General features: G+C 72.4%; 29 protein-coding genes and 1 pseudogene. 20 read left to right on the top strand and 10 right to left on the bottom strand.

Features of this window, described 5'->3' with window-relative positions:
* Window positions 1-91: 91 nt before the first annotated feature.
* Both infA and ACWED2_RS45930 read right to left on the bottom strand, forming a co-directional pair.
* Entirely contained in the window at window positions 92-304 is a 213-nt protein-coding gene (gene infA, locus ACWED2_RS45935) for a translation initiation factor IF-1 (protein ID WP_449664810.1), read from the bottom strand.
* Window positions 304-1,002 carry a GNAT family N-acetyltransferase gene (locus tag ACWED2_RS45930; protein ID WP_449696823.1) on the bottom strand — a complete coding sequence of 233 codons (699 nt, stop codon included), beginning with the start codon at window positions 1,000-1,002 and terminating at the stop codon, window positions 304-306. Before ACWED2_RS45930 ends, infA begins: the two co-directional genes overlap by 1 nt.
* Before the next feature lie 244 nt (window positions 1,003-1,246).
* On the opposite strand from ACWED2_RS45930, the gene ACWED2_RS45925 reads away from it, so the two are divergent.
* Window positions 1,247-1,873, top strand: a complete 627-nt coding sequence (locus tag ACWED2_RS45925) for a glyoxalase (protein WP_449696822.1) — start codon at window positions 1,247-1,249, stop codon at window positions 1,871-1,873.
* Window positions 1,874-1,879: 6 nt separating this feature from the next.
* On the opposite strand, the gene pdxR is transcribed toward ACWED2_RS45925, so the two are convergent.
* Window positions 1,880-3,277 carry a MocR-like pyridoxine biosynthesis transcription factor PdxR gene (pdxR, locus tag ACWED2_RS45920; protein WP_449696821.1) on the bottom strand — a complete coding sequence of 466 codons (1,398 nt, stop codon included), beginning with the start codon at window positions 3,275-3,277 and terminating at the stop codon, window positions 1,880-1,882.
* Window positions 3,278-3,324: 47 nt separating this feature from the next.
* On the opposite strand from pdxR, the gene ACWED2_RS45915 reads away from it, so the two are divergent.
* Window positions 3,325-4,458, top strand: coding sequence for an MFS transporter (locus ACWED2_RS45915; protein WP_449696820.1), 1,134 nt, complete (start codon window positions 3,325-3,327; stop codon window positions 4,456-4,458).
* A 15-nt stretch (window positions 4,459-4,473) separates the two neighbouring features.
* Entirely contained in the window at window positions 4,474-5,265 is a 792-nt protein-coding gene (locus ACWED2_RS45910; protein WP_449696819.1) for an Fpg/Nei family DNA glycosylase, read from the top strand.
* Here the strand turns inward: ACWED2_RS45910 and ACWED2_RS45905 are convergent.
* On the bottom strand, window positions 5,262-5,714 hold the full coding sequence (locus ACWED2_RS45905; protein WP_449696818.1) for a DinB family protein: 453 nt from the start codon (window positions 5,712-5,714) through the stop codon (window positions 5,262-5,264). The genes ACWED2_RS45910 and ACWED2_RS45905 overlap by 4 nt on opposite strands.
* A gap of 75 nt (window positions 5,715-5,789) precedes the next feature.
* Between ACWED2_RS45905 and ACWED2_RS45900 the strand changes: the two genes are divergently transcribed.
* The gene (locus ACWED2_RS45900; RefSeq protein ID WP_449696817.1) at window positions 5,790-6,584 is read left to right on the top strand and encodes a PIG-L family deacetylase; all 795 of its coding nucleotides are present in this window, start codon (window positions 5,790-5,792) and stop codon (window positions 6,582-6,584) included.
* A 284-nt stretch (window positions 6,585-6,868) separates the two neighbouring features.
* Here ACWED2_RS45900 and ACWED2_RS45895 read toward each other — a convergent pair whose 3' ends face one another.
* Window positions 6,869-7,267, bottom strand: coding sequence for a RidA family protein (locus ACWED2_RS45895; protein ID WP_449696816.1), 399 nt, complete (start codon window positions 7,265-7,267; stop codon window positions 6,869-6,871).
* A gap of 46 nt (window positions 7,268-7,313) precedes the next feature.
* Between ACWED2_RS45895 and mtnA the strand changes: the two genes are divergently transcribed.
* A complete protein-coding gene (gene mtnA / locus ACWED2_RS45890; protein ID WP_449696815.1) occupies window positions 7,314-8,291 on the top strand; it encodes an S-methyl-5-thioribose-1-phosphate isomerase in 978 nt (325 codons plus the stop codon).
* Here the strand turns inward: mtnA and ACWED2_RS45885 are convergent.
* Both ACWED2_RS45885 and ACWED2_RS45880 read right to left on the bottom strand, forming a co-directional pair.
* Window positions 8,254-8,469, bottom strand: a complete 216-nt coding sequence (locus tag ACWED2_RS45885; RefSeq protein WP_449696814.1) for a ferredoxin — start codon at window positions 8,467-8,469, stop codon at window positions 8,254-8,256. The two genes, mtnA and ACWED2_RS45885, sit on opposite strands and share 38 nt — an antisense overlap.
* A gap of 2 nt (window positions 8,470-8,471) precedes the next feature.
* Window positions 8,472-9,662 carry a cytochrome P450 gene (locus tag ACWED2_RS45880; RefSeq protein ID WP_449696813.1) on the bottom strand — a complete coding sequence of 397 codons (1,191 nt, stop codon included), beginning with the start codon at window positions 9,660-9,662 and terminating at the stop codon, window positions 8,472-8,474.
* A gap of 117 nt (window positions 9,663-9,779) precedes the next feature.
* Here ACWED2_RS45880 and ACWED2_RS45875 point away from each other — a divergent pair, with 117 nt between their 5' ends.
* Genes ACWED2_RS45875 through ACWED2_RS45860 form a run of 4 tightly spaced genes read left to right on the top strand, consistent with a single transcriptional unit; the run spans window position 9,780 to window position 12,308 of the window.
* Entirely contained in the window at window positions 9,780-10,289 is a 510-nt protein-coding gene (locus ACWED2_RS45875) for a PadR family transcriptional regulator (RefSeq protein ID WP_449696812.1), read from the top strand.
* Window positions 10,286-11,491 (top strand): cytochrome P450, encoded by a 1,206-nt coding sequence (locus tag ACWED2_RS45870; protein WP_449696811.1) that lies wholly within the window; start codon window positions 10,286-10,288, stop codon window positions 11,489-11,491. The genes ACWED2_RS45875 and ACWED2_RS45870 overlap by 4 nt, the downstream gene beginning before the upstream one ends.
* 4 nt (window positions 11,492-11,495) lie before the next feature.
* The gene (locus ACWED2_RS45865; RefSeq protein WP_449696810.1) at window positions 11,496-11,693 is read left to right on the top strand and encodes a ferredoxin; all 198 of its coding nucleotides are present in this window, start codon (window positions 11,496-11,498) and stop codon (window positions 11,691-11,693) included.
* 42 nt (window positions 11,694-11,735) lie between these two features.
* Complete coding sequence (locus ACWED2_RS45860; RefSeq protein ID WP_449696809.1) at window positions 11,736-12,308, top strand: TetR family transcriptional regulator; 573 nt, start codon at window positions 11,736-11,738, stop codon at window positions 12,306-12,308.
* Here the strand turns inward: ACWED2_RS45860 and ACWED2_RS45855 are convergent, their stop codons facing one another.
* A complete protein-coding gene (locus ACWED2_RS45855) occupies window positions 12,309-15,044 on the bottom strand; it encodes an FAD-binding and (Fe-S)-binding domain-containing protein (RefSeq protein WP_449696808.1) in 2,736 nt (911 codons plus the stop codon).
* Window positions 15,045-15,128: 84 nt separating this feature from the next.
* Between ACWED2_RS45855 and ACWED2_RS45850 the strand changes: the two genes are divergently transcribed.
* The 8 genes from ACWED2_RS45850 (at window position 15,129) to ACWED2_RS45815 (ending at window position 22,749) form a co-directional block, all read left to right on the top strand.
* Window positions 15,129-16,268: a GAF domain-containing protein gene (locus ACWED2_RS45850; RefSeq protein ID WP_449696807.1), complete on the top strand. Its 1,140-nt coding sequence runs from the start codon at window positions 15,129-15,131 to the stop codon at window positions 16,266-16,268.
* Window positions 16,265-16,888, top strand: a complete 624-nt coding sequence (locus ACWED2_RS45845) for a response regulator (RefSeq protein ID WP_449696806.1) — start codon at window positions 16,265-16,267, stop codon at window positions 16,886-16,888. The genes ACWED2_RS45850 and ACWED2_RS45845 overlap by 4 nt, the downstream gene beginning before the upstream one ends.
* 13 nt (window positions 16,889-16,901) lie before the next feature.
* Window positions 16,902-17,711, top strand: a complete 810-nt coding sequence (locus ACWED2_RS45840; RefSeq protein ID WP_449696805.1) for a PHP domain-containing protein — start codon at window positions 16,902-16,904, stop codon at window positions 17,709-17,711.
* Window positions 17,712-17,897: 186 nt separating this feature from the next.
* Window positions 17,898-18,707: an ABC transporter ATP-binding protein gene (locus ACWED2_RS45835; protein ID WP_449696804.1), complete on the top strand. Its 810-nt coding sequence runs from the start codon at window positions 17,898-17,900 to the stop codon at window positions 18,705-18,707.
* Window positions 18,704-19,477, top strand: coding sequence for an ABC transporter ATP-binding protein (locus ACWED2_RS45830; protein ID WP_449696803.1), 774 nt, complete (start codon window positions 18,704-18,706; stop codon window positions 19,475-19,477). The genes ACWED2_RS45835 and ACWED2_RS45830 overlap by 4 nt, the downstream gene beginning before the upstream one ends.
* Window positions 19,474-20,352 (top strand): branched-chain amino acid ABC transporter permease, encoded by an 879-nt coding sequence (locus ACWED2_RS45825; protein ID WP_449696802.1) that lies wholly within the window; start codon window positions 19,474-19,476, stop codon window positions 20,350-20,352. The genes ACWED2_RS45830 and ACWED2_RS45825 overlap by 4 nt, the downstream gene beginning before the upstream one ends.
* A gap of 34 nt (window positions 20,353-20,386) precedes the next feature.
* Window positions 20,387-21,502: a branched-chain amino acid ABC transporter permease gene (locus ACWED2_RS45820; protein WP_449696825.1), complete on the top strand. Its 1,116-nt coding sequence runs from the start codon at window positions 20,387-20,389 to the stop codon at window positions 21,500-21,502.
* Window positions 21,499-22,749, top strand: a complete 1,251-nt coding sequence (locus ACWED2_RS45815) for an ABC transporter substrate-binding protein (protein ID WP_449696801.1) — start codon at window positions 21,499-21,501, stop codon at window positions 22,747-22,749. The genes ACWED2_RS45820 and ACWED2_RS45815 overlap by 4 nt, the downstream gene beginning before the upstream one ends.
* On the opposite strand, the gene ACWED2_RS45810 is transcribed toward ACWED2_RS45815, so the two are convergent.
* Together ACWED2_RS45810 and ACWED2_RS45805 are read right to left on the bottom strand one after the other, a co-directional pair.
* On the bottom strand, window positions 22,691-23,572 hold the full coding sequence (locus tag ACWED2_RS45810) for an NAD(P)-dependent oxidoreductase (RefSeq protein WP_449696800.1): 882 nt from the start codon (window positions 23,570-23,572) through the stop codon (window positions 22,691-22,693). The two genes, ACWED2_RS45815 and ACWED2_RS45810, sit on opposite strands and share 59 nt — an antisense overlap.
* Before the next feature lie 44 nt (window positions 23,573-23,616).
* A pseudogene (locus tag ACWED2_RS45805) lies at window positions 23,617-23,694 on the bottom strand (hypothetical protein); the annotation flags it as partial.
* Window positions 23,695-23,831: 137 nt separating this feature from the next.
* Here ACWED2_RS45805 and ACWED2_RS45800 point away from each other — a divergent pair.
* The 3 genes from ACWED2_RS45800 (at window position 23,832) to ACWED2_RS45790 (ending at window position 25,234) form a co-directional block, all read left to right on the top strand.
* A complete protein-coding gene (locus ACWED2_RS45800; protein ID WP_449696824.1) occupies window positions 23,832-24,287 on the top strand; it encodes an Lrp/AsnC family transcriptional regulator in 456 nt (151 codons plus the stop codon).
* 139 nt (window positions 24,288-24,426) lie between these two features.
* Window positions 24,427-24,684 (top strand): hypothetical protein, encoded by a 258-nt coding sequence (locus ACWED2_RS45795; RefSeq protein ID WP_449696799.1) that lies wholly within the window; start codon window positions 24,427-24,429, stop codon window positions 24,682-24,684.
* Between the two features lie 40 nt (window positions 24,685-24,724).
* Window positions 24,725-25,234, top strand: coding sequence for a GNAT family N-acetyltransferase (locus ACWED2_RS45790; protein WP_449696798.1), 510 nt, complete (start codon window positions 24,725-24,727; stop codon window positions 25,232-25,234).
* Window positions 25,235-25,311: the final 77 nt, after the last annotated feature.

Below are 25,311 nucleotides of genomic sequence, written 5' to 3'. Positions count from 1 at the left end.
GCCATGACTCACCTCCACCGGCCAGCCTCGCGATCACCAGCTCGGATGTCCACGCGACACGGTTACCGCGTCAACGTTCCTTGATGAGGCACTAGGTCCGGTAGCGGAACAGGATCCGCCCGCGGTTCAGGTCATAAGGGCTCAGCTCCACCAGGACCCGGTCGAACGGCAGGATCTTGATGAAGTTCTTCCGGATCTTGCCGCTGATGTGCGCGAGCACCTTGTGCCCGTTCGCCAGCTCCACCCGGAACGTCGCGTTGCGCAGGCACTCGACGACCGTGCCTTCGATCTCGATCCCGGCCATCAGCGCAACACCAGCTCGAGGTTGCTGCCGACCCGGCGGGCACCGGCGCCCTCGAAGAGCGCCACCGCCGCCGGGTTCGCTTCGTTCACCTCGGCCGTGGCCGCCGAAATTCCCTTGTGGTGCAACGCGTTCCGCACGTACCCCAGCAACGCGCGGCCGATCCCGCGGCGCCGCCGATCCGCGCGGACCGCGATCAGCCCGATCCGCGGCTGCCGCGTCACCGCCGCCAGCCGGACCAGGCCCACGCAGCCGCCCTCGGACTCCGCCACCACGTACTTGCCGACGTCCGGGACGTCCGGGCGGGGCAGGATCTCCGCCGGCATCTCCGACCAGCCCACCGCCGCCTCGACTTCGGCGCGGATCACGTCCTCGGCCGAGCTCAGCGACCGCGCGTCGGACGGCGGCCCGATCGTCACGTCCGCGGGAACGGGAACCGCGCCCGGGGAAGCGGGAAGCACGTATTCCCACTCACGGCGTCGCGTGCTGAAACCGGCCGATTCCCAGCGGCGCCGGAGATCCGCGTCGGCTTCGTCGACCACTGTGTACAGCGGCCTCGGCAGTGCCGGCAGCAAGTCCGCGGCGAGCAACGCGAAGTCCTCGTCGTTCCACGCGTCGATGCTGAGGAAGAGGCGGCCGTCCGGTCGCCGGGACACTTCCCCGCGGCCGGCCACGCCCGGCCGTTGATGTGTGTGTTCCATTGGTGTCGCCTTTCGGGAGGGGGGCTCCCGGCGACACCTGCGTCAGCCGCCCGCCCGTGACGACGAGAGGGAGCACCCGTTGCGTACAACGTTCACGGGTCTCACCTCCTCGGGCCGGGTCACGGTCGGAAGCAAGTTATCAGCCCCCGCGTGCCCCGCGCACTCCTTTTTCCGCCGGACCGCCGCACAGACCGATCAGGAATCGAGAAGCGCCGGTCAGCGGCCCGGACCTAGCGTTACCGGCATGACGAACATCGAAACCATCACCCTCGAAGTTGCCGACACCGCCGCCGCCGAGCGCTTCTACGCCGACGCCTTCGGCCTCACCTCCCAGCTGCGGTTCCGGGTCGCGGACGCGCCGAGCGACGGCTTCCGCGGGTTCACCCTCTCCCTCACCGTGCCGCAGCCCGCGGACGTCGACTCGCTGATCGGAACCGCGCTGGCGGCCGGGGCCACGACGATCAAGCCCGCCACCAAGTCCATGTGGGGCTACGGCGGCACCGTCCGCGCGCCGGACGGGACGATCTGGAAGCTGGCGACCTCCGCGAAGAAGAACACCGGCCCGGCCACCCGCAAGATCGATTCCATCGTGCTGCTGCTCGGCGCCGCCGATGTGGCCGCCAGCAAGAAGTTCTACGTCGGCCAGGGCCTGACCGTCGGCAAGAGCTTCGGCAAGATGTACGTCGAGTTCGACGCCGGGTCGAGCCCGGTCAAGCTGGCGCTGTACCGCCGCAAGGCGCTCGCGAAGGACGCCGGCGTCGCTCCCGAGGGCAGCGGCTCGCACCGGATCGCGGTCGCCGGCGCGGCCTCGGCGTTCACCGACCCGGACGGCTTCGCCTGGGAGACCACCGCTTCGGCGAGCTTGTCCTGAACACGCTCAGCCGCGCAGCAGGTCGGCGACGGCGGCGATGCCCGGGCCGATCGCGTGGTCCGGGGTGTCGCCGAACCCCAGGATCAGCCGCGGCGGCCACGGCCCCGGCGTCGCGTGCAGCCCGGCCAGGCCGTAGAGCCCGACGCCCCGCTGCCGGGCCTGGTCGATCACCTGCTGCTCGTCGGCCCCGGGCGGCAGGTGCAGGACGGCGTGGAACCCGGCGGCGAGCCCGCTGACGCGCAGGCCGGGCGCGTGCGCGGCCAGCGCGTCGACGAGCGTCCGGCGCCGGGCCGCGTACTCGGCGCGGGCGCGGCGCAGGTGGCGGTCGTAGCGGCCGGACTCGATCAAGAGGGCCAGCGCGAGCTGGTCGAGGCCGGGGCTGCCGCGGTCGGTGACGGCTTTGTCCTGCGCCAGCACGGGAATCAGCCGTTCGGGCGCGACCAGCCAGCCCAGGCGAAGGGCCGGTGCCAACGACTTGCTGACCGTGCCGAGCGAGACGACGTGGTCCGGGTCGAGGCCCTGCAGCGAGCCGACCGGGTCGCGGTCGTACCGGAATTCCGCGTCGTAGTCGTCTTCGATGACCAGGCCGTCGCGCCGGCGCGCCCACGCGAGCAGTTCCTGGCGGCGGTGCCCGGCCAGCACCACGCCCGTCGGCCATTGGTGCGCCGGGGTCACCAGCACCGCCCGGGCGCCGCTGCGGTCGAGCGCCTCGACGTCCAAGCCGTGTTCGTCGACCGGGACGGGCACCGTGGCCACCCCGGCGGCCGCCGCCTGGCTCGTCGTCGACCGGACCGCGCCGGGGTCTTCGAAGGCCAGGACGCCGCCGTCGAGCGCGCGCAGCACCAGTCCGAGGGCCTGCGCCATCCCGGTGCAGACGACGACCTGCCCGGCCGAGGCGGCGACCGCCCGCACCCGCCGCAGGTAGGCCGCGAGCACCTCCCGCAGCTGCCGTTCGCCGATCGGGTCGCCGTAGTCGAACGCCGTGTTCGGCGCGGTGCGGCAGACCTCGCGGACCGCCCACGCCCAGTCTTCGCGGGGCGCCAGCCGGAGGTCGGGCACGCCGTGGCGGAAGTCGGCGATCGCGGGCCGCGGCGGCGATCGCGGGCTCGGTGGCGCCGGCGTGGCCCGGCGGGCGACCGCGACCACCCGCGTGGCCGAGCCGGGACGGCTGGTCAGGTAGCCCTCGGCCTGCAGCTGGGCGTAGCAGTCCTGGACCAGGCCGCGGGACAGGCCGAGGGCGCGGGCGAGCTCCCGGGACGACGGCAGCCGCTCCCCGCCCGCCAGGCGGCCGCCGCAGATCGCGTCCCGCAGCTGCCGCTCGAGCTGCGTGCGGAGCCCCTGTTTGCTTTCGCGGTCGATGGTGACCAGCAGCTCCGGTCCCGAACCGGCCCACTCCACAGCCATGGAACTGGACCTTACCGGTGATCCGGTTGGCTTCTAGCGTTCTCGGCATGACCGTTGACCTGCAGCTCCGCCCCCGGCTGGTGTCCCGTGCCCTGCTGGTGCGTTTCGTCTCGATCGTCGGCTCGGCGATCGGCTTCTTCCTGCCGCTTTCGGTGGTCCCGCTGTACGCGAAGCAGGGCGGCGCGGGGCTCGCGACGGTCGCGTTGCTGCTGGCCACCGTGGCCGCCGAGCTGGTGACACCGCGGCTCGTCGCCCGCGTCGGCTACCGGTGGGCGCTGGCCACCGGGCTGGTCCTGCTCGGGGTGCCGACGCTCGCGCTGACAGTCAGCGACGACCTCGGCGTGATCGTCGCGGTCAACGTGGTGCGCGGGATCGGGTACGCGATCGCCGTGGTGGCCGGCGGGGCCGTCACCGCCCTGCTGATCCCGGCGGACCGGCGCGGCGAGGGCCTGGCGCTGGTCGGGATCGTCGGCGGGATCCCCAGCCTGCTCGCGTTGCCGGCCGGGGTGTGGGCGGCGGCGCACTGGGGCTACGCGCCGGTGTTCGTGGCGACGACCGTGGCGACCCTGCTCGCCCTGCTGTCGGTGCCGGGCCTGCCGCGCCATGCCGGGCCCGCTCGCGAAGACGGCGTGCTGGCGGGCTTGCGCAACCCGGTGCTGACGCGGCCGGCGACGCTCTTCGCGGTGTCGGCCGCCGCGGTCGGCGTCCTGGTCACCTTCCTCCCGCTCGCCGCCGCGGACCAGCCGGCCTGGGTCGCCGCGACCGCGTTGCTCGCCCAGCCCGCGGCGGCCACCGCGGCCCGCTGGGTGGCCGGGCGGATCGGCGACCGGCACGGGCCGGCGTGGCTGCTGGTGCCGGGGTTGCTGCTGTGCACGGCCGGCATGGCAGGCATCGCCTGCACCGGCACGCCGGCCGCGGTGATCGGCGGGGCGCTGGTGTTCGGCGCCGGGTTCGGCGCACTGCAGAACGCGACGCTGTCGCTGATGTACGCCCGGGTGCCCGATGGCGGCGCGAGCGCGGTGAGCGCGATCTGGAACGCCGCCTACGACCTCGGCATGGCGGCCGGCGCGCTGGGCGCCGGGCTGGTGATCGGCTCGGCCGGGTACCCGGCGACGTTCGCCCTCACCGCCGTGGCGACCCTGCCGGCGTTGCTGCTGGCACGGCGCGACCGGCGGCCCTGATAGAGACTGGGTCGCGTGCCCGAACTCCCCGAGGTGGAACTCGCCCGGCAGGTCCTCGCCGGTGCGCTCGGCCGGACGATCCGTGCGGTGGACGACCACGACGACTGGGTCTGCCGCCCGCACGCGCCCGGGGACATCGCGACGGCGTTGACCGGCGGGCGGCTGGTGGCAGCGCATCGGCGGGGCAAGACGCTCTGGTGCGAAACGGAAAGCCGCGACCGGCGGCCCGGGCCGCACCTCGGCCTGCACCTCGGGATGGCCGGGCAGCTGCGGTTCGAGGGCCGGAGCGGGCCGCCCGGACGGGCCCGCGATCGCGTCGAGAAACCCGAGTGGTTCCGGTTCGGGATCACTTTCGCCGACGGCGAACAGCTGCGGTTGTTCGACACGCGGCGGCTCAGCCGGGTGCGGCTCGACCCGGATCTCGCCGCGCTCGGCCCGGACGCCGGCGAGATTTCGCGCCGCGACTTCGGCGAGCGCGTCGGCCGCGGGCGGGCGCCGCTGAAGGCGCGGCTGCTGGACCAGTCGGTGGTGGCCGGGATCGGCAACCTGCTGGCGGACGAAACCCTGTGGCAGGCGGCGTTGTCCCCGGCACGACCGGTGAACGAGCTGTCCGGCGGCGACCTCGCGAACCTGCACAAGGCTTTGCGGAAGGCGTTGCGCGCGGCGATCCGCCACGGCGGCGTGCACACCGGCGAGATCATCGCCCACCGCCGCGCGGGCGGCCACTGCCCGCGCTGCGGCGCGGAGATGCGCCACGGGACGGTCGGCGGCCGGTCCACCTGGTGGTGTTCGAAGGAACAGGCTTAGCGGGGGCCCAGCCCGGTGCGGCCGTCGAGCAGCTCTCGGACAACGTCGAGGTGACCGGCGTGCCGAGCGGTCTCCTCGATGACGTGCAGCACGACTCCGCGCAGATCGGTGGTTTCGTCGCCGATCGGGCCGGGGTGACGGCCTCGGGGTGTCGCGGTCAACGGTGTCGCAGCGAAGATCTCGTCGGACTTGCGGCACTGCTCGCGGTAGTAGGCGAAGACGGATTCGGGGCTCTTGGACGCGGGCCGGCCGGGGCCCGCAGTGCCGGTGACGATCTCCTGGAACCAGTGCCGCTCCGCGTCCCCGAGGTGTTCCACCATACCCAGCGGGGTCCAGCCGGACGGGAGGAGCGCCGTCGTCAGGGCTTCCTCGCCGAGACCGTCGAGGATCGCCAGGACGCTCGCGCGCTGGGCTCGCAGGAACGTCAGCAACGTGCTCTTCTCGGTCACGGTCGCCGACCCTAGCGGGCGGGTACGCACCCTGGCGGGCGGTTTTTGTCGGGGGTTGCCGGTACCGTCGCGGACATGGCAACTCTGGTCACCTTCCACGCCCACCCGGACGACGAGTGCCTCCGCACGGCGGGCGTCATGCGCAAGGCCGTCGAAGACGGGCACCGGGTCGTGCTCGTCGTCGCCACCAAGGGCGAGGCCGGCGAGGTCCCCGACGGGTTCCTCGCCGAGGGCGAGAAGCTGGAAGACCGGCGTGTCCAGGAGTCGTACGCGGCCGCGGAGATCCTCGGCGTCGAGCGCGTCGAATTCCTCGGCTACCGCGACTCGGGGATGATGGGCGAGTCGACGAACGACGACCCGGCGTGCTTCTGGCGCGCCGACGTCGAAAAGGCGGCCGAGCAGCTCGCGGCGATCCTGCGCGAGGAGTCGGCCGACGTCCTGACGGTGTACGACGACAACGGCGACTACGGCCACCCGGACCACATCCAGGTGCACCGCGTCGGCGTCCGCGCGGCCGAGCTGGCCGGCACGGCCCGCGTGTACCAGGCGACGTTCAACCGCGAGTTCATGCAGCGAGGTTTCGAAGCGGCGGTGGCGAGCGGGGCGCTCCCGCCGGAGGCGGCGCCGAAGCCGCCGGAAAACGTGGAGTTCGGCAAGCCGGAGGCCGAGATCACCGCGGCGGTCGACGTGTCGAAGTACGCGCCGGTGAAGCGCGCGGCGATGCGGGCGCACCCGAGCCAGATCACCGAGGACATGTTCATGCTGGCCATGCCGGACGACGTCTTCACCGTCGCGTTCGGCACGGAGTGGTTCATCCGGCGGGGCGAGGGGCCGGGAATCACGGAAACCGACCTCATGGCCGGCCTCTGACCTTCGGGACCGGGCGAGTCCCGGCCCCAATCACGCCAGTCCCGGCCCCAACCACACGAGTCCCGGCCCCGACCACGCCAGTCCCGGCTCCGACCACGCCAACCGACCCTCCAGGTACGCAGGCCGACCCTCCAGGTACGCGAGTTCGCTGGTCCGGTCCCGTCCACCGCGGTCGCGCGATCAGAAACCGAACTCGCGTGATCGGGCGCGGAACTCGTGTGTCTGGCGGGGCATCTCGCGTGATCAGGCGGGCATCTTGCGTGTCTGGCGGGGCATCTCGCGGGTCAGGCGAGGGCGGCTGTCACGTCGAGCTCCACCAGCTGGCCCGGGAACCCCAGCCGGGCCACTCCCAGCAGGGTGCTCGCCGAGCTGAAGGCCTCGGCGATCGGTGAAGCGTTCAGCCGGTCCCACACCGAGGTCAGCAGCGCGCGGTCCTCCGTCGCCACGTAGATCACCGTGCGGACCACGTCCGACGGCGAAGCGCCGGCGAACTCCAACGCCGCCGCCGTGTTGGCGGCCACCTGGTCCGTCTGGGCGAGGAGGTCGTCGCCGACCAGGGCACCGTCCGGGGTCAGGGGGCACTGGCCCGCCAGGTACACCGTCCGGGAGGCCGAGGCGACCGTCACGTGGTGGTAGCCCGGTGGGGTGTGCAGGCCGGGTGGGTTCTGCCGTTCAATGGTCACCGTCCCATCTTCACCGGCCGGGCAAGCAGGAATCCGAGGAGAACCCGTGCGCAGGACCATCGACTGGGCCGACGGCTCCATCGTCGTCATCGACCAGACCGCGCTGCCCGGCGAGTACCGGCTGCTCGAACTGCGGACCGTCGGTGAGCTGGTCGACGCCGTCAAGCGGCTCGCCGTCCGGGGTGCGCCCGCGCTCGGGGCCGCCGGGGCGCTCGGGGTCGCCCTGTCCGCCTACCGGAACGGCGATGTCCGGGCCGACGCCGAGCTCATCGCGCACGCTCGCCCGACCGCCGTCAACCTCGGCTGGGGCGTCGAGCGCGCGCTCGGGAAGCTCGACCAGGGCAAGGACGCCGTCCTCGCCGAAGCGCTCGCCGTGCTCGACGAGGACGAACGGCTCAACACGACAGCCTCGCGGCACGCCGCCGAGGTCGTGCTCGCGGCGTGTCCGCGACGACCGCTGCGGCTCCTCACCCACTGCAACGCCGGACACCTGGCCACCGTCGGCTGGGGCAGTGCCCTCGGCGTCGTCTGGCACCTGCACGAACGCGGGCTCGTCGAGGAAGTCCTCGTCGACGAGACGCGCCCGCTGCTCCAAGGCGCGCGGCTGACGGCGTGGGAGCTCGCGCAGAACAACGTCCCCTACCGCGTCCAGCCCGATTCGGCCGCCGCGGCCGCCATGGCCAGGGGGATGGTCGACTGCGTGGTCGTCGGCGCCGACCGGATCGCCGCGAACGGGGACGTCGCCAACAAGATCGGCACCTACGGCCTGGCCATCGCCGCCCGGCACCACGACATCCCGTTCGTCGTGGTCGCCCCTTCATCCACAGTGGACAGCAAGCTCGCGGACGGCACGGGCATCGTCATCGAAGAACGCGACGCCCGCGAGCTCACCGAACGCACCCCGGAGGACGCGCGGGTCTTCAACCCCGCCTTCGACGTCACCCCGTCCGCACTGATCACGGCCGTGGTGACCGAAAACGGCGTCTTCAGGGACGCGGCCCGATCTCGCGACCCCCGTCGCTGATCGTGATCGCCATGGCCGGGCAGGAGTCCGCCACGTCCAGCACCGTCTCGTCGGCCTCCACCGACGGCGTCAGCGGGTGGGCCACCGCGCCGTCGAGGGAGAACACCTCCGGCATCACGGCCGCGCACATCCCCGATCCGATGCAGGTGTGTTCGTCGACCTTCACGTCCCAGCTCATCATCACCATCCGATCGGCATCGACCGCGGTCCGCGGACGAGCATCTGCGTTTTCCACACGATATCGCCGGCGAGGTGCAACCCCGGCATCTCGGTGACCAACGCGCGCAGCGCCTCCTGCAGCTCCAGCCGGGCCAGCGGCGCGCCCAGGCAGTGGTGGACACCGTGGCCGAAGCCCAGGTGGTGGTTCTCCTCACGGTCGAAACGCAGCTCCTCCGCGCCGTTGAACTCGAGCGCGTCGCGGTTCGCCGCGCCGATCGCCACCAGTACCGGTTCACCCGCCCGGACCAGCACGCCGCCGACCTCGACGTCTTCCGTCGCATACCGCGCGAATCCCGCGCCGGCGCCGAGCGGGACGAACCGCAGCAGTTCCTCGACCGCCGCCGGGATCAGGCCCGGGTCGGCGCACAGCCGCTCCCACTGCTCGTGCTGGTCCAGCAGTGCGTAGACGAAGTTCGGGATCTGGCTCGCGGTGGTCTCGTGCCCGGCGACGAGGATGCCGACGCACAGGTCGACCAGCTCCAGCTCGGTCAGCCGGTCGCGGACGTCGCGGGCCTCGATCAACGCCGTCATCAGGTCGTCCTGGGGCCGCGCGCGGTGCTCGGCGATCAGGCCGCGCATGTAGTCGCGCAGCTCTTCGCGGTTGCGCTCGAACTCCTCCGGCGTCAGCCCGCTCGTGGACAGCGCCGCGTCGCTCCACACGCGGAACTTCGGCCGGTCGGCGACCGGGACGCCGAGCAGCTCGCAGATCACCGCGACCGGGATCGGCAACGCGTAGGCGTCGACGAGGTCGGCGGGCGCGCCGGCCGCCTTCATGTCCGCGATCAGCTCCGCGGCCAGCGAAGCGACGCGCGGCCGCAGCAGCTCGACGCGGCGCATGGTGAACGCCTTCGCGACCAGCGTCCGCAGCCGCGTGTGGTCGGGCGGGTCCATCTGCAGGATGCCGCCGTCGCGCACCAGCGGCACGCGGCGCGGGGCGTCCTTTTCCTTCTCCATCGCCCGTGAAAACCGGCGGTCGCCCAGCACCAGCCGGGCGTCGGCGTAGCGGGTGGCCAGCCACGCCGGTTCGCCGTAGGTCATCTTCACCCGGACCATGCCCTCGGCGTCCCGCGCGGCCGCGTACGCCTCGTTCAGGTCGAGCCCGGCCTCTTCGTTGAAGGGGTACGCGAGCGGTTCGGTGTGGGTGACGGTCATGCGGGAACCCCCGTGCTCCAGGTTTGTAAGCAGCTGCTTACAACGCTACACAGTTTCTCCCCGCCTGTCACGATCCGCCATTGCCCGGTCACCGAACCCTAGGTTACGGTGACCTAGGTGTGGATCGAGATCCTGCTGCTGTCCAAGCTGGCCGTCGAGCCGAGGCACGGCTACGAACTGCGCAAGGCGGTGGAGGCGTCGACGGGCCACACCCTGTCGAACAACTCGCTCTACCCGACCCTGCGGCGCTTCGTCGACGCGGGCGCGGTGAGCCGCAGCGCCGAGGAGCAGGAGGCCAAGCCGCCGCGGCACGTCTACACGATCACCGAAGTCGGGCGGGAACTGCTGCACGACCTGCTCGCGGACTTCCCGGCCGACCTGGCGCTCACCGAGCCGGAGTTCCTGGCCCGCGTCGGGAACTTCGCGTGGCTGCGCCCGGAAGAACGAGCGCGGGTGCTCGAAGTCCGCCGGAAAGCGCTCAGCGCCGAGCAAGAACGGCTGGCCGCGCTCGCCGCCGGGCAGGCCGATCCCTGGAGCCGCGTCGCGCTGCACCACGTGCTGAGCAGGCTCGACGCCGAACTCCGCTGGCTCGCCGACCTGAAAACCGATCCGAGAGAAGGCGCATGACCACCATCGAAGAGACGCCTCGCCTCCCCTTCACCCAGGCGGACGCGCTGGCGATCGCCCCGGAGTTCGCGCTGCTGCGGCGGCAGGCGCCGGTGAGCCGGGTGCTCACCCCCGCCGGCGACCCGGCGTGGCTCATCACGTCGTACGAGGAAGCCAAGGAGGTCTTCCGCGACCGCCGCTTCGGCCGTTCCCACCCGAAACCCGAAGAGGCGTCGCGGATTTCCCACGCGGCGCTGCAGGACGGCCCGAGCGGCGACTTCGACTCCGAAGAGCGGGACCACAAGCGGATGCGCCGGATACTGGCGCCCGCGTTCTCCGCGCCCCGCATGCGCGCCCTCGGCGACCACATCGCGGAACTGACCGACCGCTGCCTCGACGACATGGCAGCCGCCCGCGAAGACGGGCCCGTCGACCTGGCCGGCGTGCTCGCGTTCCCGCTGCCGGTGCTGGTGATCTGCGAGCTGCTCGGCGTGCCCTACGCCGACCGCGAGCACTTCCGCGGGCTGTCCGAGCGGATCGCCCGGATGGACGGCGGCGAAGACGCTCAGTCCGCCATGGCGGAGTTCATGGCCTACATGGCGAAGCTGGCCGACGCCAAGCGCGCCGACCCGCAGCCCGACGTCATCTCCGACATGGTCGCGGCGCAGGCCGACGACCCGTCCTTCACCGACGAAGACCTCGCCCGGATGGGGGCGGGGCTGCTGTTCGCCGGCCACGAGACGACGTCCACGCGGATCGCGGTGGGCACGCTGTTCCTGCTCAGCGACCCCGCCCGCCGCGACCGCTTCGCCGCCGACCCCGAAGGCCGGGTCAACCAGACCGTGGAGGAGATCCTGCGGCTGACCGCGACCAGCGGCACGGGCCTGCTGCGGTACGCCCACGAGGACGTCGAGATCGCCGGGACGCGGATCATGCGCGGCGACGCCGTGCTGATCTCGCGCGACGCGGCCAACCGCGACGAGACGGTGTTCGCCGACCCGGACGGGTTCGACCCGGACCGGACGCCGAACGTGCACCTCGCCTTCGGCACCGGCGCCCACGTCTGCATCGGCGCCAACCTGGCCCGCACCGAGCTGCGGACGGTGTTCCCGAAGCTGTTCCGCCGCTTCCCCGGCCTGCGCCTGGCCGCGGAGGTGGCGGAAATCCCGGTCCGCGCCAACCGGATCGCCGGCGGCGTCGAGCGCGTGCCGGTGGAGTGGTGAGCCGATGAAGATCACCGTCGACACCGGAAGCTGCGTCTCGTCCGGCCAGTGCGTGCTGCTCGCGCCCGAGACGTTCGACCAGAAGGAGGACGACGGCACGGTCGTCCTCCTCGCCGAGGAACCGCCGTCCGGCGAGGAGGAGGCGGTCCGGCAGGCCGAGCTGACCTGCCCGGCCGGCGCGATCCGCCTCTCCGGCGCCTAGGGTCTGTCGCGCCGCGTCCGGTTTGCCGGTTAGCCTGCTCCGATGGCCGAACAGCGTGAGCAGCCAGCCCGGAGACGGGACGCGGCCGCGACGCGGCAGGCGCTGCTCGACGCCGGCGCGAAGCTGTTCGCCGAGCGCGGGTTCGACCGGACGACCGTGCGGGACATCGCCGACCTGGCCGGGGTCAACCAGGCGCTGCTCTTCCGCTACTTCGGCAGCAAGGAAGCGTTGTTCGAGGAAGTCATCGCCCGCAGCGGGCGCGAGCACCTGGAAGCCCATCCGGCGGAGCGGCTGCTCAGCGCGTCGCTGCGCAGCATGCTCGAGCCGGGAGGCGACCGGAACCGGACCCTCGAGACGTACCTGCGCTCGTCGGGCAGCGGCGACGTCGGCGCGGTGCTGCGCGCGGAGATCGGCGACGAGTACGCCCGGATCCTGGCCACGCTGACCGACGCGCCGGACGCCGAACTGCGCGCCGACCTCGCGCTGGCCTGGCTGATGGGGATCGGCGTGGTCCGCGAGCTCACCGGCAGGCAGCCGCTGGCCGGCGCCGATCCCGACGACATCGTCCGGCTCGTCCTCACCGCCGTCCGGACGCTGCTGGAGCGCGCCGAGTGATCAAGGCAGGGCGCGGCGCAGCAGTTCCGCCAGGTGCACCGGCGTCCGGCCGGATTCCTGGGCGATCTGCGTCCGGCAGCTGAAGCCGTCCGACACCAGCACCGTCTCCGGGGCGGCCGCACGGATCGCGGGCAGCATCCGGTCCTCCGCCACCGCCTTCGAGACGTCGTAGTGGCCGCGCTCGAAGCCGAAGTTGCCCGCCAGGCCGCAGCACCCCGAATCGAGGGTGGTGTTCCGGACGCCCGCGGCCCGCAACGCGGACTCGTCGGCGCCGAAGCCCAGCACCGCGTGCTGGTGGCAGTGCACCTGCGTGATCGCGTCGACGTCGAGCGCCGCGAACGGGACCGGCGCGCGCTCCAGCAGCTCGGCGAAGGTGAACGTCCGCGAGGCCAGCAGCGCGGCACGCTCGTCGCCCGGCATCAGCGCGGGCAGGTCGCCGCGGAACAGCGCCGTGCAGCTCGGTTCCAGGCCCGCGACCTCGTAGCCGTCCTCCAGGTACGGGGCCAGCACGGACAACGTCCGGTCCAGGACGCGCCGCGCGACGCCGAGCTGACCCGTCGACACCCAGGTCAGTCCACAACAGACTCCGCGGTCCGGCAGCACGACGTCGTACCCGGCCGCGGTGAGCACCTCGTGGGCGGCGTCGAGCACCGACGGCGTCAGGTAGTTGTTGAACGAGTCCGGCCACAACACGACCCGGCGCTCCCCCGATGCCCGGCGCCGGAGATCCGCGCGCGACGACGTGAACGGGGAAGGGGCGAAAGCCGGCAGCGCGCGCTCCGGGGCGATCCCGCCGAGCCGTTTCACCAAGCCCGCCAACCGAGAGCGCCCGACGGCGTTGGCCAGCCGCGGGACCCGGGCACTGAGCCGCAGCCACAGCGGCAGCCAGCCCATCGAATAGTGCGAGGCCGGACGCAGCCGCCGCCGGTAGTGCTGGTGCAGGAACTCGGCCTTGTACGTCGCCATGTCGACGTCGACCGGGCAGTCCGAGAGACATCCCTTGCAGGACAGGCACAGATCCAGCGCGTCACGGACTTCCGTCGAGCGCCAGCCGCCGGTGATCACCTCGCCGTTGATCATCTCCGCGAGCAGGTGCGCGCGACCGCGCGTCGAGTGCTGTTCCTCGCGGGTGGCCCGGTAGCTCGGGCACATCACGCCGCCGCCGCTGGTGTTGCGGCACTTCCCCACGCCGACGCAGCGCCGCATCGCCTGGCCGAAATTCCCCCGGTCCTCCGGGTAGCCGAGGAACACACTGTCCTCGAAGGACTTCGACGTCGCTCGCACGCGCAGGTCCGCGTCGACCGGCCGCGGCGCGACCAGGATGCCCGGGTTCATCCGCCCGGCCGGGTCGAAGATCGCCTTGAACCGGGCGAAGACGTCGAGCATCTCGGGGCTGTACATCCGGGACAGCAGCTCCGAGCGCGCCTGGCCGTCGCCGTGCTCGCCGGACAGCGAGCCGCCGTGCGCGGCGACGAGGTCCGCGGCCTCCTCGAGGAACCGCCGGAAGTCCGCCACCCCCGGCGACGAAAGCAGGTCGAAGTCCAGGCGCAGGTGCAGGCAGCCTTCGCCGTAGTGGCCGTAGACGACGCTGCGGCGGCCGTGCGCCCGCATGAGTTCCTTGAACTCGCGCAGGTACGCGCCGAGCCGCTCGGGCGGGACGGCGGCGTCCTCCCAGCCCGGCCAGGCCTCCGAGCCGTCCGCCAGCCGCGTCGCGAGCCCGGCGCCTTCCTCGCGGATGCGCCACAGCCGGCGTTGCGCGGCCGGGTCGTCGAGGATCGTGAAGCCGGTGAGCTCCAGCGACGCGGCCAGCTCCCGAGCCCGCGCGGCCGGGTCGTCGCCGGCCAGCTCGACGAACAGCCACGCCCCGCCCGGCGGCAGGTCGCCGGCCCGCCCGGGCAGCATCGCGACGAGCTCGGCGTCCACGCCTTCGACGGTCAGCGGCGACCACGGCAGGATCGACGGCACCGCGTCCGCCGCCGCGATGTCGGACGGGAAGCCCAGCACGGCCAGCACCTTGCGGTCGGGGAGCTCGGCCAGCGAAACCGTCGCCTCCAGGATGGTCACGCAGGTGCCCTCGCTGCCGACCAGAGCCTTGGCGACGTCGAAGCCGTTCTCCGGCAGCAGGTGTTCGAGCCCGTAGCCCGACACGCGACGCGGCCAGGTCGAGAGTTCCTTGCGCAGCAACGCCAGGTTGTCCCGCACCAGCGCGCGCAGCTCGTCGAAGATCCGGCCTTCGGTCGGCTCGCCGGGGCCGACCCGCAGCCGCGTGCCGTCGTAGAGCAGCACCTCCAGCGAGCGGACGACGTCGACCGTGCGCCCCCACGCCACCGAGTGCGAGCCGCACGCGTTGTTGCCGATCATGCCGCCGAGCGTGCAGCGGCTGTGCGTCGACGGGTCCGGGCCGAACCGCAGGCCGTGCGGGGCCGCGACGGCCTGCAGGTCGTCGAGCACCGTGCCGGGCAGCACCCGCGCGAGCCGTGCCGAAGGGTCCAGCGAGAGCACCCCGCCGAGGTGGCGCGAGGTGTCGATCACCAGGCCCGGCCCGCACGCGTTCCCGGCGATGCTCGTGCCGCCGCCGCGGGCGATCACCGGCAGGTCACGATCGCGCGCCGAAGCGACCGCCGCGACGACGTCGCCGACCGTCCGCGGCAGCACCACGCCGCGGGGCACGTGGCGGTAGTTGGAGGCGTCGGTCGTGTACAGCGCGAGCGTGGCGGCGTCGGTGAGGATCTCCACACCCCCATTCAAGTCGAATGGACGCCGGCGTACCTCTCCAGCCGGGTATGTCCGGAACCACACCCGGTGTGCCATCGTGATCGAGTGACGGCAAAGGAGCACGTCGCCGAGTACAGCGCGGTGCTGGGCGAGCTGCTGCGCGAGCGCGAGAAGCTGCTCGGCACGCTCGACCGGGTCGCCGCGCTGCACGGGACCGCGCGCCTGATCCGGGAGACGGTCGGCGTGCAGGCCGGGTTCGTCGGCGAGCTCACCACGCCCGGGCTGGCCGTGATCCGGTGGATGTCCGGCAACCGCACCGACGCGCTGCAGGACCTCGAGGTCTCGACCGGTCAGGGCGTCGGCGGGCGGGTGCTGGCGCTGGGCCGGCCGGTGAAGGTCACCGACTACGTCAGCGCGCCGACGATCACCCACCACTTCGACGCCCAGGTCCGCGGGGAGGGCCTGGCCGCGCTGCTCGCCGTCCCGATCGTCGCGCGCGGCGAGACCGTCGCGATCGCCTACGCGGCCATGCGAGAGCCCGCCGACTTCGGTGATGACGCCGTCCGGCGGATGGAGGAGGTCGCCTGCCAGGCCGGTGCGGCCCTGCACCTGGCGAAGGTGGCCGAGACCGACCGCACGGCCGCGGTGGCCGGCGAACGCCTGCGCATGCAGAGCGCGCTGCACGACTCCGTCGGGGCGCTGCTGTTCTCGATCGGCGTCCAGGTGCGCGACCTGCACGAGGACTTCCACGGGAACCCCTCGCTGGAGGCGCGGCTGCGGCGGCTGGAAGGCGACGTCTCGGCGGCCGCGGGCGCGCTGCGGGAGTCACTGCTGGCGCTGTCCGAGTCCAGCCCGGAGCGAGCGCTGCCGGTCGAGCTGGCCGAGCACTGCCGCTCGTTCCAGGCGCGCTGTGGTGTCCCGGCGCGGTTCGTGCAGCTCGCGGCGGTACCGCCGCTGGACGCCGAACGCACCGCGCTGCTGGTGGCCGCGGTCCGCGAAGGCCTGCTCAACGTCGAGAAACACGCGCGGGCGTCCTCGGTGATCGTCAGCCTGCTGCCCCACGATGACGGCGTCCAGGTGGTCGTCGCCGACGACGGCACCGGCGCCGAGGCCGCCCCGGGCACCGGCATGGGCCTGCGGGCGCTCACCGGGCGGGCGCTGCGGCTCGGCGGGCGGGTGAGCCTGGTCCGTGACGACGACGACGGCTGCACCCTGCGCGCGTGGGTGCCGCTGGTGCGGCCGTGACCCACGCGACCGTCTTCGTCGTCGACGACCACCCGGTGGTCCGCGACGGCGTCACCCTGCTGCTGCGCTCGGACCCGTGCCTGAACGTGATCGGTTCGGCGGAGTCCGGGCGGCTGGCGATCGAGCGGGTGGCGTCGCTGGCGCCCGACCTGATCCTGCTCGACCTGCGGCTGCCGGACATGCTCGCGCCGGAGGTCGTCACCGAGCTGCGCCGGGTGCACCCCGAGGGTCGGATCGTGGTGTTCACCGCGCACGGCGACCACCAGGGCGTGCTGGCCGCGCTGGAGTCGGGCGCGCACGGCTGCCTGCTCAAGGACGCCGCGGGCGCGCAGCTGGTCACCGAGCTGCGGCGGGTGCTGCGCGGCGAGCGCGTCGTCGACCCGCGGATCCTCCCGGACGCCGGGCAGCGGTCGGACGCGCTGGCCCGCAGCGGCCTGACCCGCCGCGAGTACGAGGTGCTGCGGCTGGCCGCGCAGGGCCAGACGAACCCGGAGATCGCCGAGTCCACGGGCCTGGCGCGCAACACGGTGAAGACGTACCTGCAGTCGGCGCTGCACAAGCTGGGTGCGCGCAACCGCGTCGAAGCGATCGGGAAGGCCAGCGAAGCCGGGCTGCTGTGAGATCCTCCCGCGGGTGACGATCGACCTCCACGCGCACAGCACGGCCTCCGACGGGACGACGCCGCCGTCCGACCTGCCCCGGCTGGCCGCCGAGGCCGGGTTGACGGTGCTCGCCCTCACCGACCACGACACCTTCGCCGGCCTGGCCGCGGCTTCCGCGGCCGCCTCCGAGATCGAGCTCGTCCCCGGCGTCGAGATTTCCTGCCGGCTCGACGACGCCGAAGTGCACCTGCTCGGCCTGTTCGTCGATCCTCTGTTCGCGCCGCTGGCGGCCGAGCTGGAGCTGATCCGCACCGACCGCGTCCGCCGCGGGATCCGGATGGTCGAGCGCTGCCGGGAACTCGGCGCGCCGATCACCTTGGCGCAGGTCGAGGCGATCGCCGCGGGTGCGCCGCTGGGCCGCCCGCACATCGCCGCCGCGCTGGCCGCGGTGGGCATCACCGACGCCTTCACGTCCGACTGGATCGCCGACGGCGGCCGGGCCGACGTCCCGAAGCACGTGCTGTCCACTGTGGATGCCATCGCGCTGGTCCGCGCGGCCGGGGGCGTGGCGGTGCTGGCCCACCCGCGCTCGGTCAAGCGGCGCGCTTCGGTCTCGGACGCGCAGCTGGCCGCGCTCGCCTCCGCCGGACTCGCCGGGATCGAGGTGGACCACCCGGAGCAGCCCCCGCAGGTCCGGGACCGGCTCCGGGAAGTGGCCGCCGAGCTGGAGCTGCTCGCGACCGGCTCGAGCGACTTCCACGGCGACCGCAAGCCGGTCCGCCTCGGTGAGTGCACCACCTCCCCCGAGACCCTCGCCGCCCTCCGCTCCCGCCGCTCGTGAGTGGTAATTCGGGTTCTAACCCGAATTACCACTCACGAGAGCCGCGGCAGACCGTGTCCGTTTCGTAGCACGCGGGGTCTCCAGGTGGGGGTATCGGATCACTTCCGCCGAACGCAGGATGACCGCCACCGACCGTGACTCACGTCACACGAGCGGAGGAGGCCTCTTGCGTCCCGGAGTGAATTCGTGCTGACCGTGCGTGGCCTGCGGGTGCGGTACGGCCGGTCGACGGCCGCCCTGCACGGGATCGACCTCGACGTCTCCGCCGACGGCGTGCTGGCCGTGCTGGGCAGCAACGGGGCCGGGAAGTCCACTTTGCTCCGCGCGGTTTCCGGCACCCTCCGCATGCACCGCGGGTCGATCGACGAGGGCGAGATCCGCTACGCCGGCCACGCGCTCGGCAGGCTCGACCCCGCGCGGATCGTGCGGCTCGGCGTCGTCGGCGTGCCCGAAGGGCGGCAGGTGTTCGCGCGGATGACCGTCGAGGAGAACCTGCGGGCCGGCGGCATCGGGGCCCGCACCGCGGCCGAGCGGACGGAAGCACGCGAGCGGGTCGGCGCGCTCTTCCCGGTGCTCACCGAGCGCGCCAAACAGCGCGCGGGCCTGCTGTCCGGCGGCGAGCAGCAGATGCTGGCCATCGGCCGCGCGCTGATGTCCGCGCCGAAGCTGCTGCTGCTCGACGAGCCGTCGCTGGGCCTGGCGCCGAAGGTCGTCGAGCAGATCGCGCGGACCATCCGCGAGATCCACGACCAGGGCACTGCCGTGGTGCTGGTCGAGCAGAACGCGGTGATGGCGCTCGGCGTCGCCGACCACGCCGTGGTCCTCGAGGTGGGCCGGGTGGCGCTGGCCGGGACGGCGGCCGAGCTCGCCGCCAGCCAGGACGTCCAGCGGCTCTACCTCGGCGGGCACGCCGAGTCGCAGGAGACCGCCGACGCCGAGGCGGAGACCGCGCGCGCCCGCCTGGCCGGCCGGACCCTGTCGAGGTGGGCCGGATGACGCCGCCGGAACTGCGGGTCGAAGCCGTCTCCCTTCGGTTCGGCGGGATCCGCGCGCTCGACGACGTGAGCTTCACCGTCGCACCCGGCTCGCTGCACGCGCTGATCGGGCCCAACGGTGCCGGGAAGTCCAGCTGCTTCAACGTGATCGGCGGCCTCTACCGGGCCGGCACGGGCCGGGTGCGGCTCGGCGGCACCGAGCTCACCGGGCTCGCGCCGCACAAGCTCGCCGGCCTCGGCGTCGGGCGGTCGTTCCAGAACGCCGCGCTGTCGGCCGGCTCGACCGTGCTCGACAACGTCATGCTCGGCCGGCACGCGCTGACCCGCGGCGGGTTCCTCGAGGTCGGGTTGCGGCTGCCGTGGACGGTCCGCGCCGAACGACGGCACGCCGAACGAGCGCGGGAGATCTGCGCGTTCCTCGGGCTCGGCGCGGTCGTCGACGCCCCCGTGGGCGCGCTGCCCTACGGCGTCGTCAAACGCGTCGACCTCGCCCGCGCGCTGGCCGTCGAACCGGTGCTGCTCCTGCTCGACGAGCCCGCGGCCGGGATGAACGCGGCCGAGACCGCCGAGCTGGCCGGCACCATCAGCGGGATCCGCGCCGAGCTCGGCATCTCCATCCTGCTCGTCGAGCACGACATGGGCCTGGTGATGGGCATCGCCGACCGGGTCACCGTGCTCGACTTCGGCAAACGCATCGCCGACGGCACCCCGGCGCAGGTCCAGGCCGACCCGGACGTCGTCAAGGCCTACCTGGGCACGGAGGCAGTGTGAATACTTTCCTGCAGCTCGTCGTGAACGGCCTCGGCAAGGGCGCGGTGTTCGCGTTGCTGGCGCTGGGGTTCGTGATCATCTTCAAGGCCACCGAGGTGGTCAACTTCGCGCACGGCTCGCTGGTGCTCTTCGGCGGCTACCTCGTCGTGGTGACGCGGGACGCGCTGGGCTGGGTGGGCGCGTCGCTCGTCGGCATCGTCTCGGCCGGGCTGCTCGGCCTGCTGGCGGAACGGCTGCTGCTGTCGCGCTCCCGGCACGCCGACGCGAACAGCCTGGCGCTGCTCACCATCGGCGTCGACGTGATCGTCACCGAGGAGATCGTGCGCCGCCTCGGCGTCGCGCTGCCTTTCCTCGGCGACGCCTGGGACGCGAAGCCGTTCCGGCTCGGCGGGATCACGCTGTTCCGCACGCACCTGGTCGCCCTCGTGGTGGCGGCGGTGCTGATCACGGCGTTCTGGCTGGCCTTCAAGTACTCGAACTGGGGGGTGGCGATGCGGGCCCAGGCGGAGAACCGCGAGGCCGCCGCGCTGATGGGCATCCGCAGCTCCCGGGTCACCGCGACCGCCTGGCTGGTGGCCGGGCTGCTGGCCGGGGTCGCCGTGCTGTTCATCGCGACGCAGGACTTCTCCGGCGCCGGGCTTTCCCGTGGGACGCACTCGATCGCGCTGGCCGCGTTCCCCGCGGCGATCCTCGGCGGCCTCGACTCGACGGCGGGTGCGGTGGTCGGCGGCCTGGTGGTGGGGATCGTGGAAGCCCTGTCCGCGCAGTACGTCTCGTTCGACTTCTCCAAGAGCGCGGTGTTCCTGGTGATGCTGGTGGTCCTGGTGGTGCGGCCGTCGGGGCTGTTCGGCACGAGGGAGCGAACCCGTGCCTGACCAAGCCGTGTCCGAAGTGGACAGTCCGCCCGCGGTGGAGACGCGGCCGCGGCCGCGCCGGGACGCGGCGAAGCTGGTGCGCACGGCGGCCTGGCTCGCCCTGCTCGTCGTCCTGCTCGCCCTGCCGCTGTACCTCGACGCGGCCTGGCTGAAGGCCGGGCAGTACATGATGATCGGCGCGGTCGGCGCGATCGGGCTGACGCTGGTGGTCGGGCAGGCCGGGCAGCTTTCGCTGGCCCACGCGTTCTTCCTGCTCACCGGCGGCACCGCCTACACCGTCCTGGCCGGGCCGGCCGGGGACGACCGGGTCGTCGGCTTCGGCCTCGACCCCGGCCTCTCGCTGCTCGGCGCGGTGGTCGTCGCGGCACTGCTCGGCCTGGCCTTCGCCCCGGTCGCCGGACGGTTGCGCGGGATCTACCTCGGCGTCGCGTCACTGGCCCTGGTGTTCCTGGGCCTCTACTTCGGACAGTCCGCGGAGGAGCTCACCGGCGGGACGTCGACCGGGCGCGCGCCGGCGCCGTTCTCCCTGTTCGGCTTCCCGTTCACCAACGACGGCCCCGAAATCACCCTGCTCGGCGTGCCGATCCGGCAGGCCGAGCGGATGTGGTACCTGTTCCTGCTGCTCACCGTGCTGGCGTTCGGCATCGCCCGCGGGGCCGTCCGCGGGCGCGTCGGCCGGTCGTGGCGGGCGGTGCGCGACAACGAGGCCGCGGCCGCGGTGATGGGCGTCAGCGTGCTGCGGGCCAAGGCGGGCGCGTTCGCCGTCTCGTCGGCCTACGGCGGCCTCGCCGGCGCGATGACCGTGCTGTGGTTCGACATCCTCAAGCCGGACGAGAGCGAGTACGGCACCTACGGCATCAACGTGTCGATCGCCTACCTGGCGATGGTGATCATCGGCGGCCTCGGCTCGGTGCCCGGCGCGCTGGTCGGCGCGCTGATCGTCAACGGGCTGCCGCAGGTCCTCGCCCTGTATTCGGCCGACCTGGGCTGGTTCTCCGGCACCGGCGACGGCGCGCTGACCCCGATCCTGGTCAGCTCGTTCGTCTACGGCGCCGCGATCATCCTGGTCGTGCTGTTCGAGCCGGGCGGGCTCGCCGCGATCGGCCGCCGGATCACCCGTTCTCGCCGTCAACTCCCGGAGGAACCATGAAACGCACACACCTGGCGGCGGCGCTGGTGGCCGTCGTCGCGCTCTCGGCGTGCAGCACGAAGGCGAACGACTCGGGCTCGTCGGGCTCGGACAGCTCCGGCGTCAAGACCGGCAAGGGGGTGACGGCGACCGAGGTGACGCTCGGCGTGATGACCGACAAGTCCGGTGTCTTCAAGAACCTCGGCCTCGGCGTCACGCAGGGCAACGAGCTGTGGGCGAAGGACTTCAACGCCGCCGGCGGCGTGTGCGGCCGGCAGGTGAAGCTCGAAGAGGTCGACCACGGCTACAAGGCCGACACGGCGAAGACGCTGTACCCGCAGATCGAGCCGAAGGTGCTCGGGTTCGTGCAGCTGCTCGGCTCGCCGGTGGTGGCCGCGCTGAAGCAGAACCTGGCCTCGGACAAGACGACCGCCGCGCCCGCCTCGTGGTCGTCCGAGCTGCTGGACAACCCGTACGTGATGATCGTCGGGACGACCTACGACCTGGAGATCATCGACGGCCTGTCGTACCTGCAGGAGCAGGGGCAGCTCAAGGACGGCGACACGATCGGGCACATCTACATCGACGGCGAGTACGGCAAGAACGGCTTGCGCGGCTCGCAGTTCTACGCCAAGAAGCACAACCTGACGCTCAAGGAAGTCAAGATCACCTCGACCGACAGCGACCTGACCAACGTCGTCACCGGCCTCAAGGGCGAGGGCGTCAAGGCGATCGTGCTGACCACCACGCCGACGCAGACCGGCTCGACGGTCGGGGCCAACAAGGCACTGGGGCTGAACGTGCCGGTGCTGGGCAACAACCCGACGTTCGACCCGGCGCTGCTGAAGAGCCCCGCCGCCGGCGCGCTCGACAAGCTGACGGTCGTCGCGAGCAGCGTGCCGTTCTCCGCGGACATCCCGAAGGCGAAGGACGTCGCGGCGAAGTACAAGGCCGCGTACAAGGAAACCCCGAACGGCGGGGTGCCGTACGGCTACGCGGTCGGCGAAGTGTGGGGCGCGGTCCTGAAGAAGGCCTGCGACAACAAGGACTTGACGCGTGAGGGCATCGCCGCGGCCCTGAAGCAGACGACGTCGGCGAACACGGACAACCTGGTCGCGGCGCTCGACTTCTCGAAGCCGGGAACGCCGGCGACGCGCCAGGTGTACGCGGCCACCCCGGACGCTTCCGCCGAAGGTGGCGTCAAGTACGTCAAGCCGTTGTTCGAAGCGCCCGAGGCGAAGGAGTACGTGGCGCCGCACCAGAAGTGAGCCTTCGTCCGGCCAGCGCGGCCGCCTCCCTCAGCGGGGTGGTCGCGTTGGCCTCGGCCGCGGCGAGAATGGTGCGCGCGGTGTCCTCGATCGTCTCGACGCGGGCCAGCGCGGCTTCGTGGTCGAGGTCCTCCGCCTCGCGGGAAAGGGTGTAGAGGATGCCGCCCGCGCTCGCCACGTAGTCCGGGATCCACAGGATGCCGCGCGCAGCGAGGTCGTCGGCGACGGCGTCGTCGGTCAGCTGGTTGTTGGCCGGGCCGACGACGAGCGGCGTGTCGAGCCGGGCCACCGTCTCCGGGCTCAGCACTCCGCCCACCGCCGCCGGGATCACCACGTCGGCGGTCAGGGTGAGTGCCTTTTCCGGCTCGACCCACGTCAAGCCGCGTTGCTCGGCTTCGGCGCGCTTCGCCGGGTCGATGTCGGAGACGACGACGTCGGCGCCCGCGGCCTGGAGGCTCGCCGCGAGGTGGGCGCCGACCGAGCCGTAGCCGCTGATCACCACCCGCCGTCCGGCCGGATCCGGGCCGGCCCCGGCGCGCAGCGCGGCCAGCACCCCGACGGCGGTCGGGCCGCTGGAGGAACCGGTTCCGCCCGCGGATTCGGGCGTGCAGTACGCGTACGGCGAGGCTTCGCGGAGGACCAGCATGTCGGCCGGGCCGGTGCCGACGTCCGGGCCCGCCCGGTAGGCGCCGCCGAACTCGGCGACGAGGTCGGCGTGGTCGAGCAGGACGGCCCGGCGCTCCTCGGGCGAGAGCACGCGGCCCGGTTCGGGCGCGATGACGCTCTTGCCGCCGCCGAACGCCAGCCCCCGGCCACGGCGCACTTCGCCGTCATGGCGGCCGACAGGCGGAGGACGTCGCCGATGGCTTCTTCGAGCGTGCCGTAGGGCTTGAAGCGGCAACCGCCGACGGCGGGGCCGAGCGCGGTCGAATGGATCGCGACCATCGTGGTGATGCCGGATCGACGGCCTCGGCGGACTACGAGCTGCTCATGTGCGGTCATGGCTGCCGAACTTAGGGTGACAGTCGGCAGCCAGGGCAGGCTGCCGAACGAAATTCGGCGAGCCTGCGGAGGGCCCGGTGCTGGACGAACTTGATTCGGCGATCGTGCGGTTGCTGCAGGAAGACGCCCGCCAGACCAACCGGGACATCGCCCGGAAGGTCGGCATCGCGCCCTCGACGTGCCTCGAGCGCATCCGGCTGCTGCGCGAACGCGGCGTCATCCGCGGCTACCACGCCGACATCGACCTGGCGAGCCTCAACCGCGGCGTCCGGGCGCTCGTCACGGCGCAGGTGCGGCCGCTGAGCCGCGCGGTGATCGATTCCTTCCAGCGGTCGATCGCCGAACTCCCGGAAGTGCTCTCGGTGTACGTCACGGCGGGAAACGACGATTTCCTGATCGAAGTGACGACCCCCGACATCGACGCGTTGCACGCATTCCTGACCGACCGGCTGGCGTTGCGCCGGGAGATCGTCGGGTTCCGCACGTCGATCGTTTTCCGGCACCTGCGGAAGACCACGCTTGAACCGCTCCCGTAGGGGTATCCGGGGTGGACCCCGGAACGGCGCGACACGCCACCCCTACGTGGAACCCCTAAATACCCGGGTTCGCACGCTCGGAGGCGGAAACTGTCGGTGGCGGGGCGTCTAATGAGCACGACGGGAAGGAGGCGCCGCCATGATCACCGCATTGAACCATCGTGAGCGGGCCACACTGAGAGCAGTGGCCGGGGGCCACGCCGAGATCAGCTGCAGCTGCGAGCCCGACCTCTTCATCGACGGCCTGAGCTGCTGCGACCAGTCCACCGCGCACCGGCTCGCCCGGCTCGGGCTGATCGCGCCCGCACACCCCGGCAAGTGCGGCGAGCGCGTGCCCGCGCTGCTCACCGAGGCCGGCTCGCGGGCGCTGGGCGAGGTCCTCGCCGCCGCGGCGTAAACACGTTGCCACACACTGGGGTCACTGACAGCATCACCCGATGCACGTATTCCTCGAAACCGAGCGGCTGATCCTCCGCCGGTTCACCGAGAACGACGCGGACGCGCTCTTCGAGCTCTACGACGACCCGGCCGTGATGAAGTACCTCAATGGGGGACAGCCGGCGGACCGCGCCGAGATCGTCGAACTGGATCTCCCCGCGTTCCTCGGTTACTACGAGCGTTTCCCCGGTTACGGGTTCTGGGCGGCGATCGAAAAGAGCACCGGCGGCTTCCTGGGGTGGTTCCATTTCCGCCCGCGGCCGCAAGATCCGCTCGACGAGCCCGAGCTCGGCTACCGGCTGCACCGGGCGGCGTGGGGCAAGGGTTACGGCACGGAAGGCTCGGCGGCACTGCTCGCGAAGGGCTTCACCGAACTGGGGGTCCGCCGGGTGAGTGCGTTCACCATGACGGTGAACAAGGCCTCGCGCCGCGTGATGGAAAAGCTGGGGATGCGGTTCATCCGCACGTACTTCGAGGAGTTCCCGGAGCACGGCCACCTTCAGCCCTGACGGCCGGCGGGTCGCGGTCGCGAACGGTTCGGACGTCCTCCCCGTCTGGGACTCGACCGGCGCCGGCAAGCCGATGG

The sequence above is a fragment of the Amycolatopsis sp. NPDC005003 genome (genome assembly GCF_053600695.1).
This window is presented reverse-complemented; position numbering and strand designations above follow the sequence as displayed.

Excerpts from the sequence above, each read along its gene's own strand:
- infA (WP_449664810.1), bottom strand. The coding sequence starts at position 304 with ATGGCCGGGATCGAGATCGAAGGCACGGTCGTCGAGTGCCTGCGCAAC.
- ACWED2_RS45930 (WP_449696823.1), bottom strand. The coding sequence starts at position 1,002 with ATGGAACACACACATCAACGGCCGGGCGTGGCCGGCCGCGGGGAAGTG.
- ACWED2_RS45925 (WP_449696822.1), top strand. The coding sequence starts at position 1,247 with ATGACGAACATCGAAACCATCACCCTCGAAGTTGCCGACACCGCCGCC.
- pdxR (WP_449696821.1), bottom strand. The coding sequence starts at position 3,277 with ATGGCTGTGGAGTGGGCCGGTTCGGGACCGGAGCTGCTGGTCACCATC.
- ACWED2_RS45915 (WP_449696820.1), top strand. The coding sequence starts at position 3,325 with ATGACCGTTGACCTGCAGCTCCGCCCCCGGCTGGTGTCCCGTGCCCTG.
- ACWED2_RS45900 (WP_449696817.1), top strand. The coding sequence starts at position 5,790 with ATGGCAACTCTGGTCACCTTCCACGCCCACCCGGACGACGAGTGCCTC.
- ACWED2_RS45885 (WP_449696814.1), bottom strand. The coding sequence starts at position 8,469 with ATGAGCTGGGACGTGAAGGTCGACGAACACACCTGCATCGGATCGGGG.
- ACWED2_RS45880 (WP_449696813.1), bottom strand. The coding sequence starts at position 9,662 with ATGACCGTCACCCACACCGAACCGCTCGCGTACCCCTTCAACGAAGAG.
- ACWED2_RS45870 (WP_449696811.1), top strand. The coding sequence starts at position 10,286 with ATGACCACCATCGAAGAGACGCCTCGCCTCCCCTTCACCCAGGCGGAC.
- ACWED2_RS45865 (WP_449696810.1), top strand. The coding sequence starts at position 11,496 with ATGAAGATCACCGTCGACACCGGAAGCTGCGTCTCGTCCGGCCAGTGC.
- ACWED2_RS45860 (WP_449696809.1), top strand. The coding sequence starts at position 11,736 with ATGGCCGAACAGCGTGAGCAGCCAGCCCGGAGACGGGACGCGGCCGCG.
- ACWED2_RS45830 (WP_449696803.1), top strand. The coding sequence starts at position 18,704 with ATGACGCCGCCGGAACTGCGGGTCGAAGCCGTCTCCCTTCGGTTCGGC.
- ACWED2_RS45815 (WP_449696801.1), top strand. The coding sequence starts at position 21,499 with ATGAAACGCACACACCTGGCGGCGGCGCTGGTGGCCGTCGTCGCGCTC.
- ACWED2_RS45795 (WP_449696799.1), top strand. The coding sequence starts at position 24,427 with ATGATCACCGCATTGAACCATCGTGAGCGGGCCACACTGAGAGCAGTG.
- ACWED2_RS45790 (WP_449696798.1), top strand. The coding sequence starts at position 24,725 with ATGCACGTATTCCTCGAAACCGAGCGGCTGATCCTCCGCCGGTTCACC.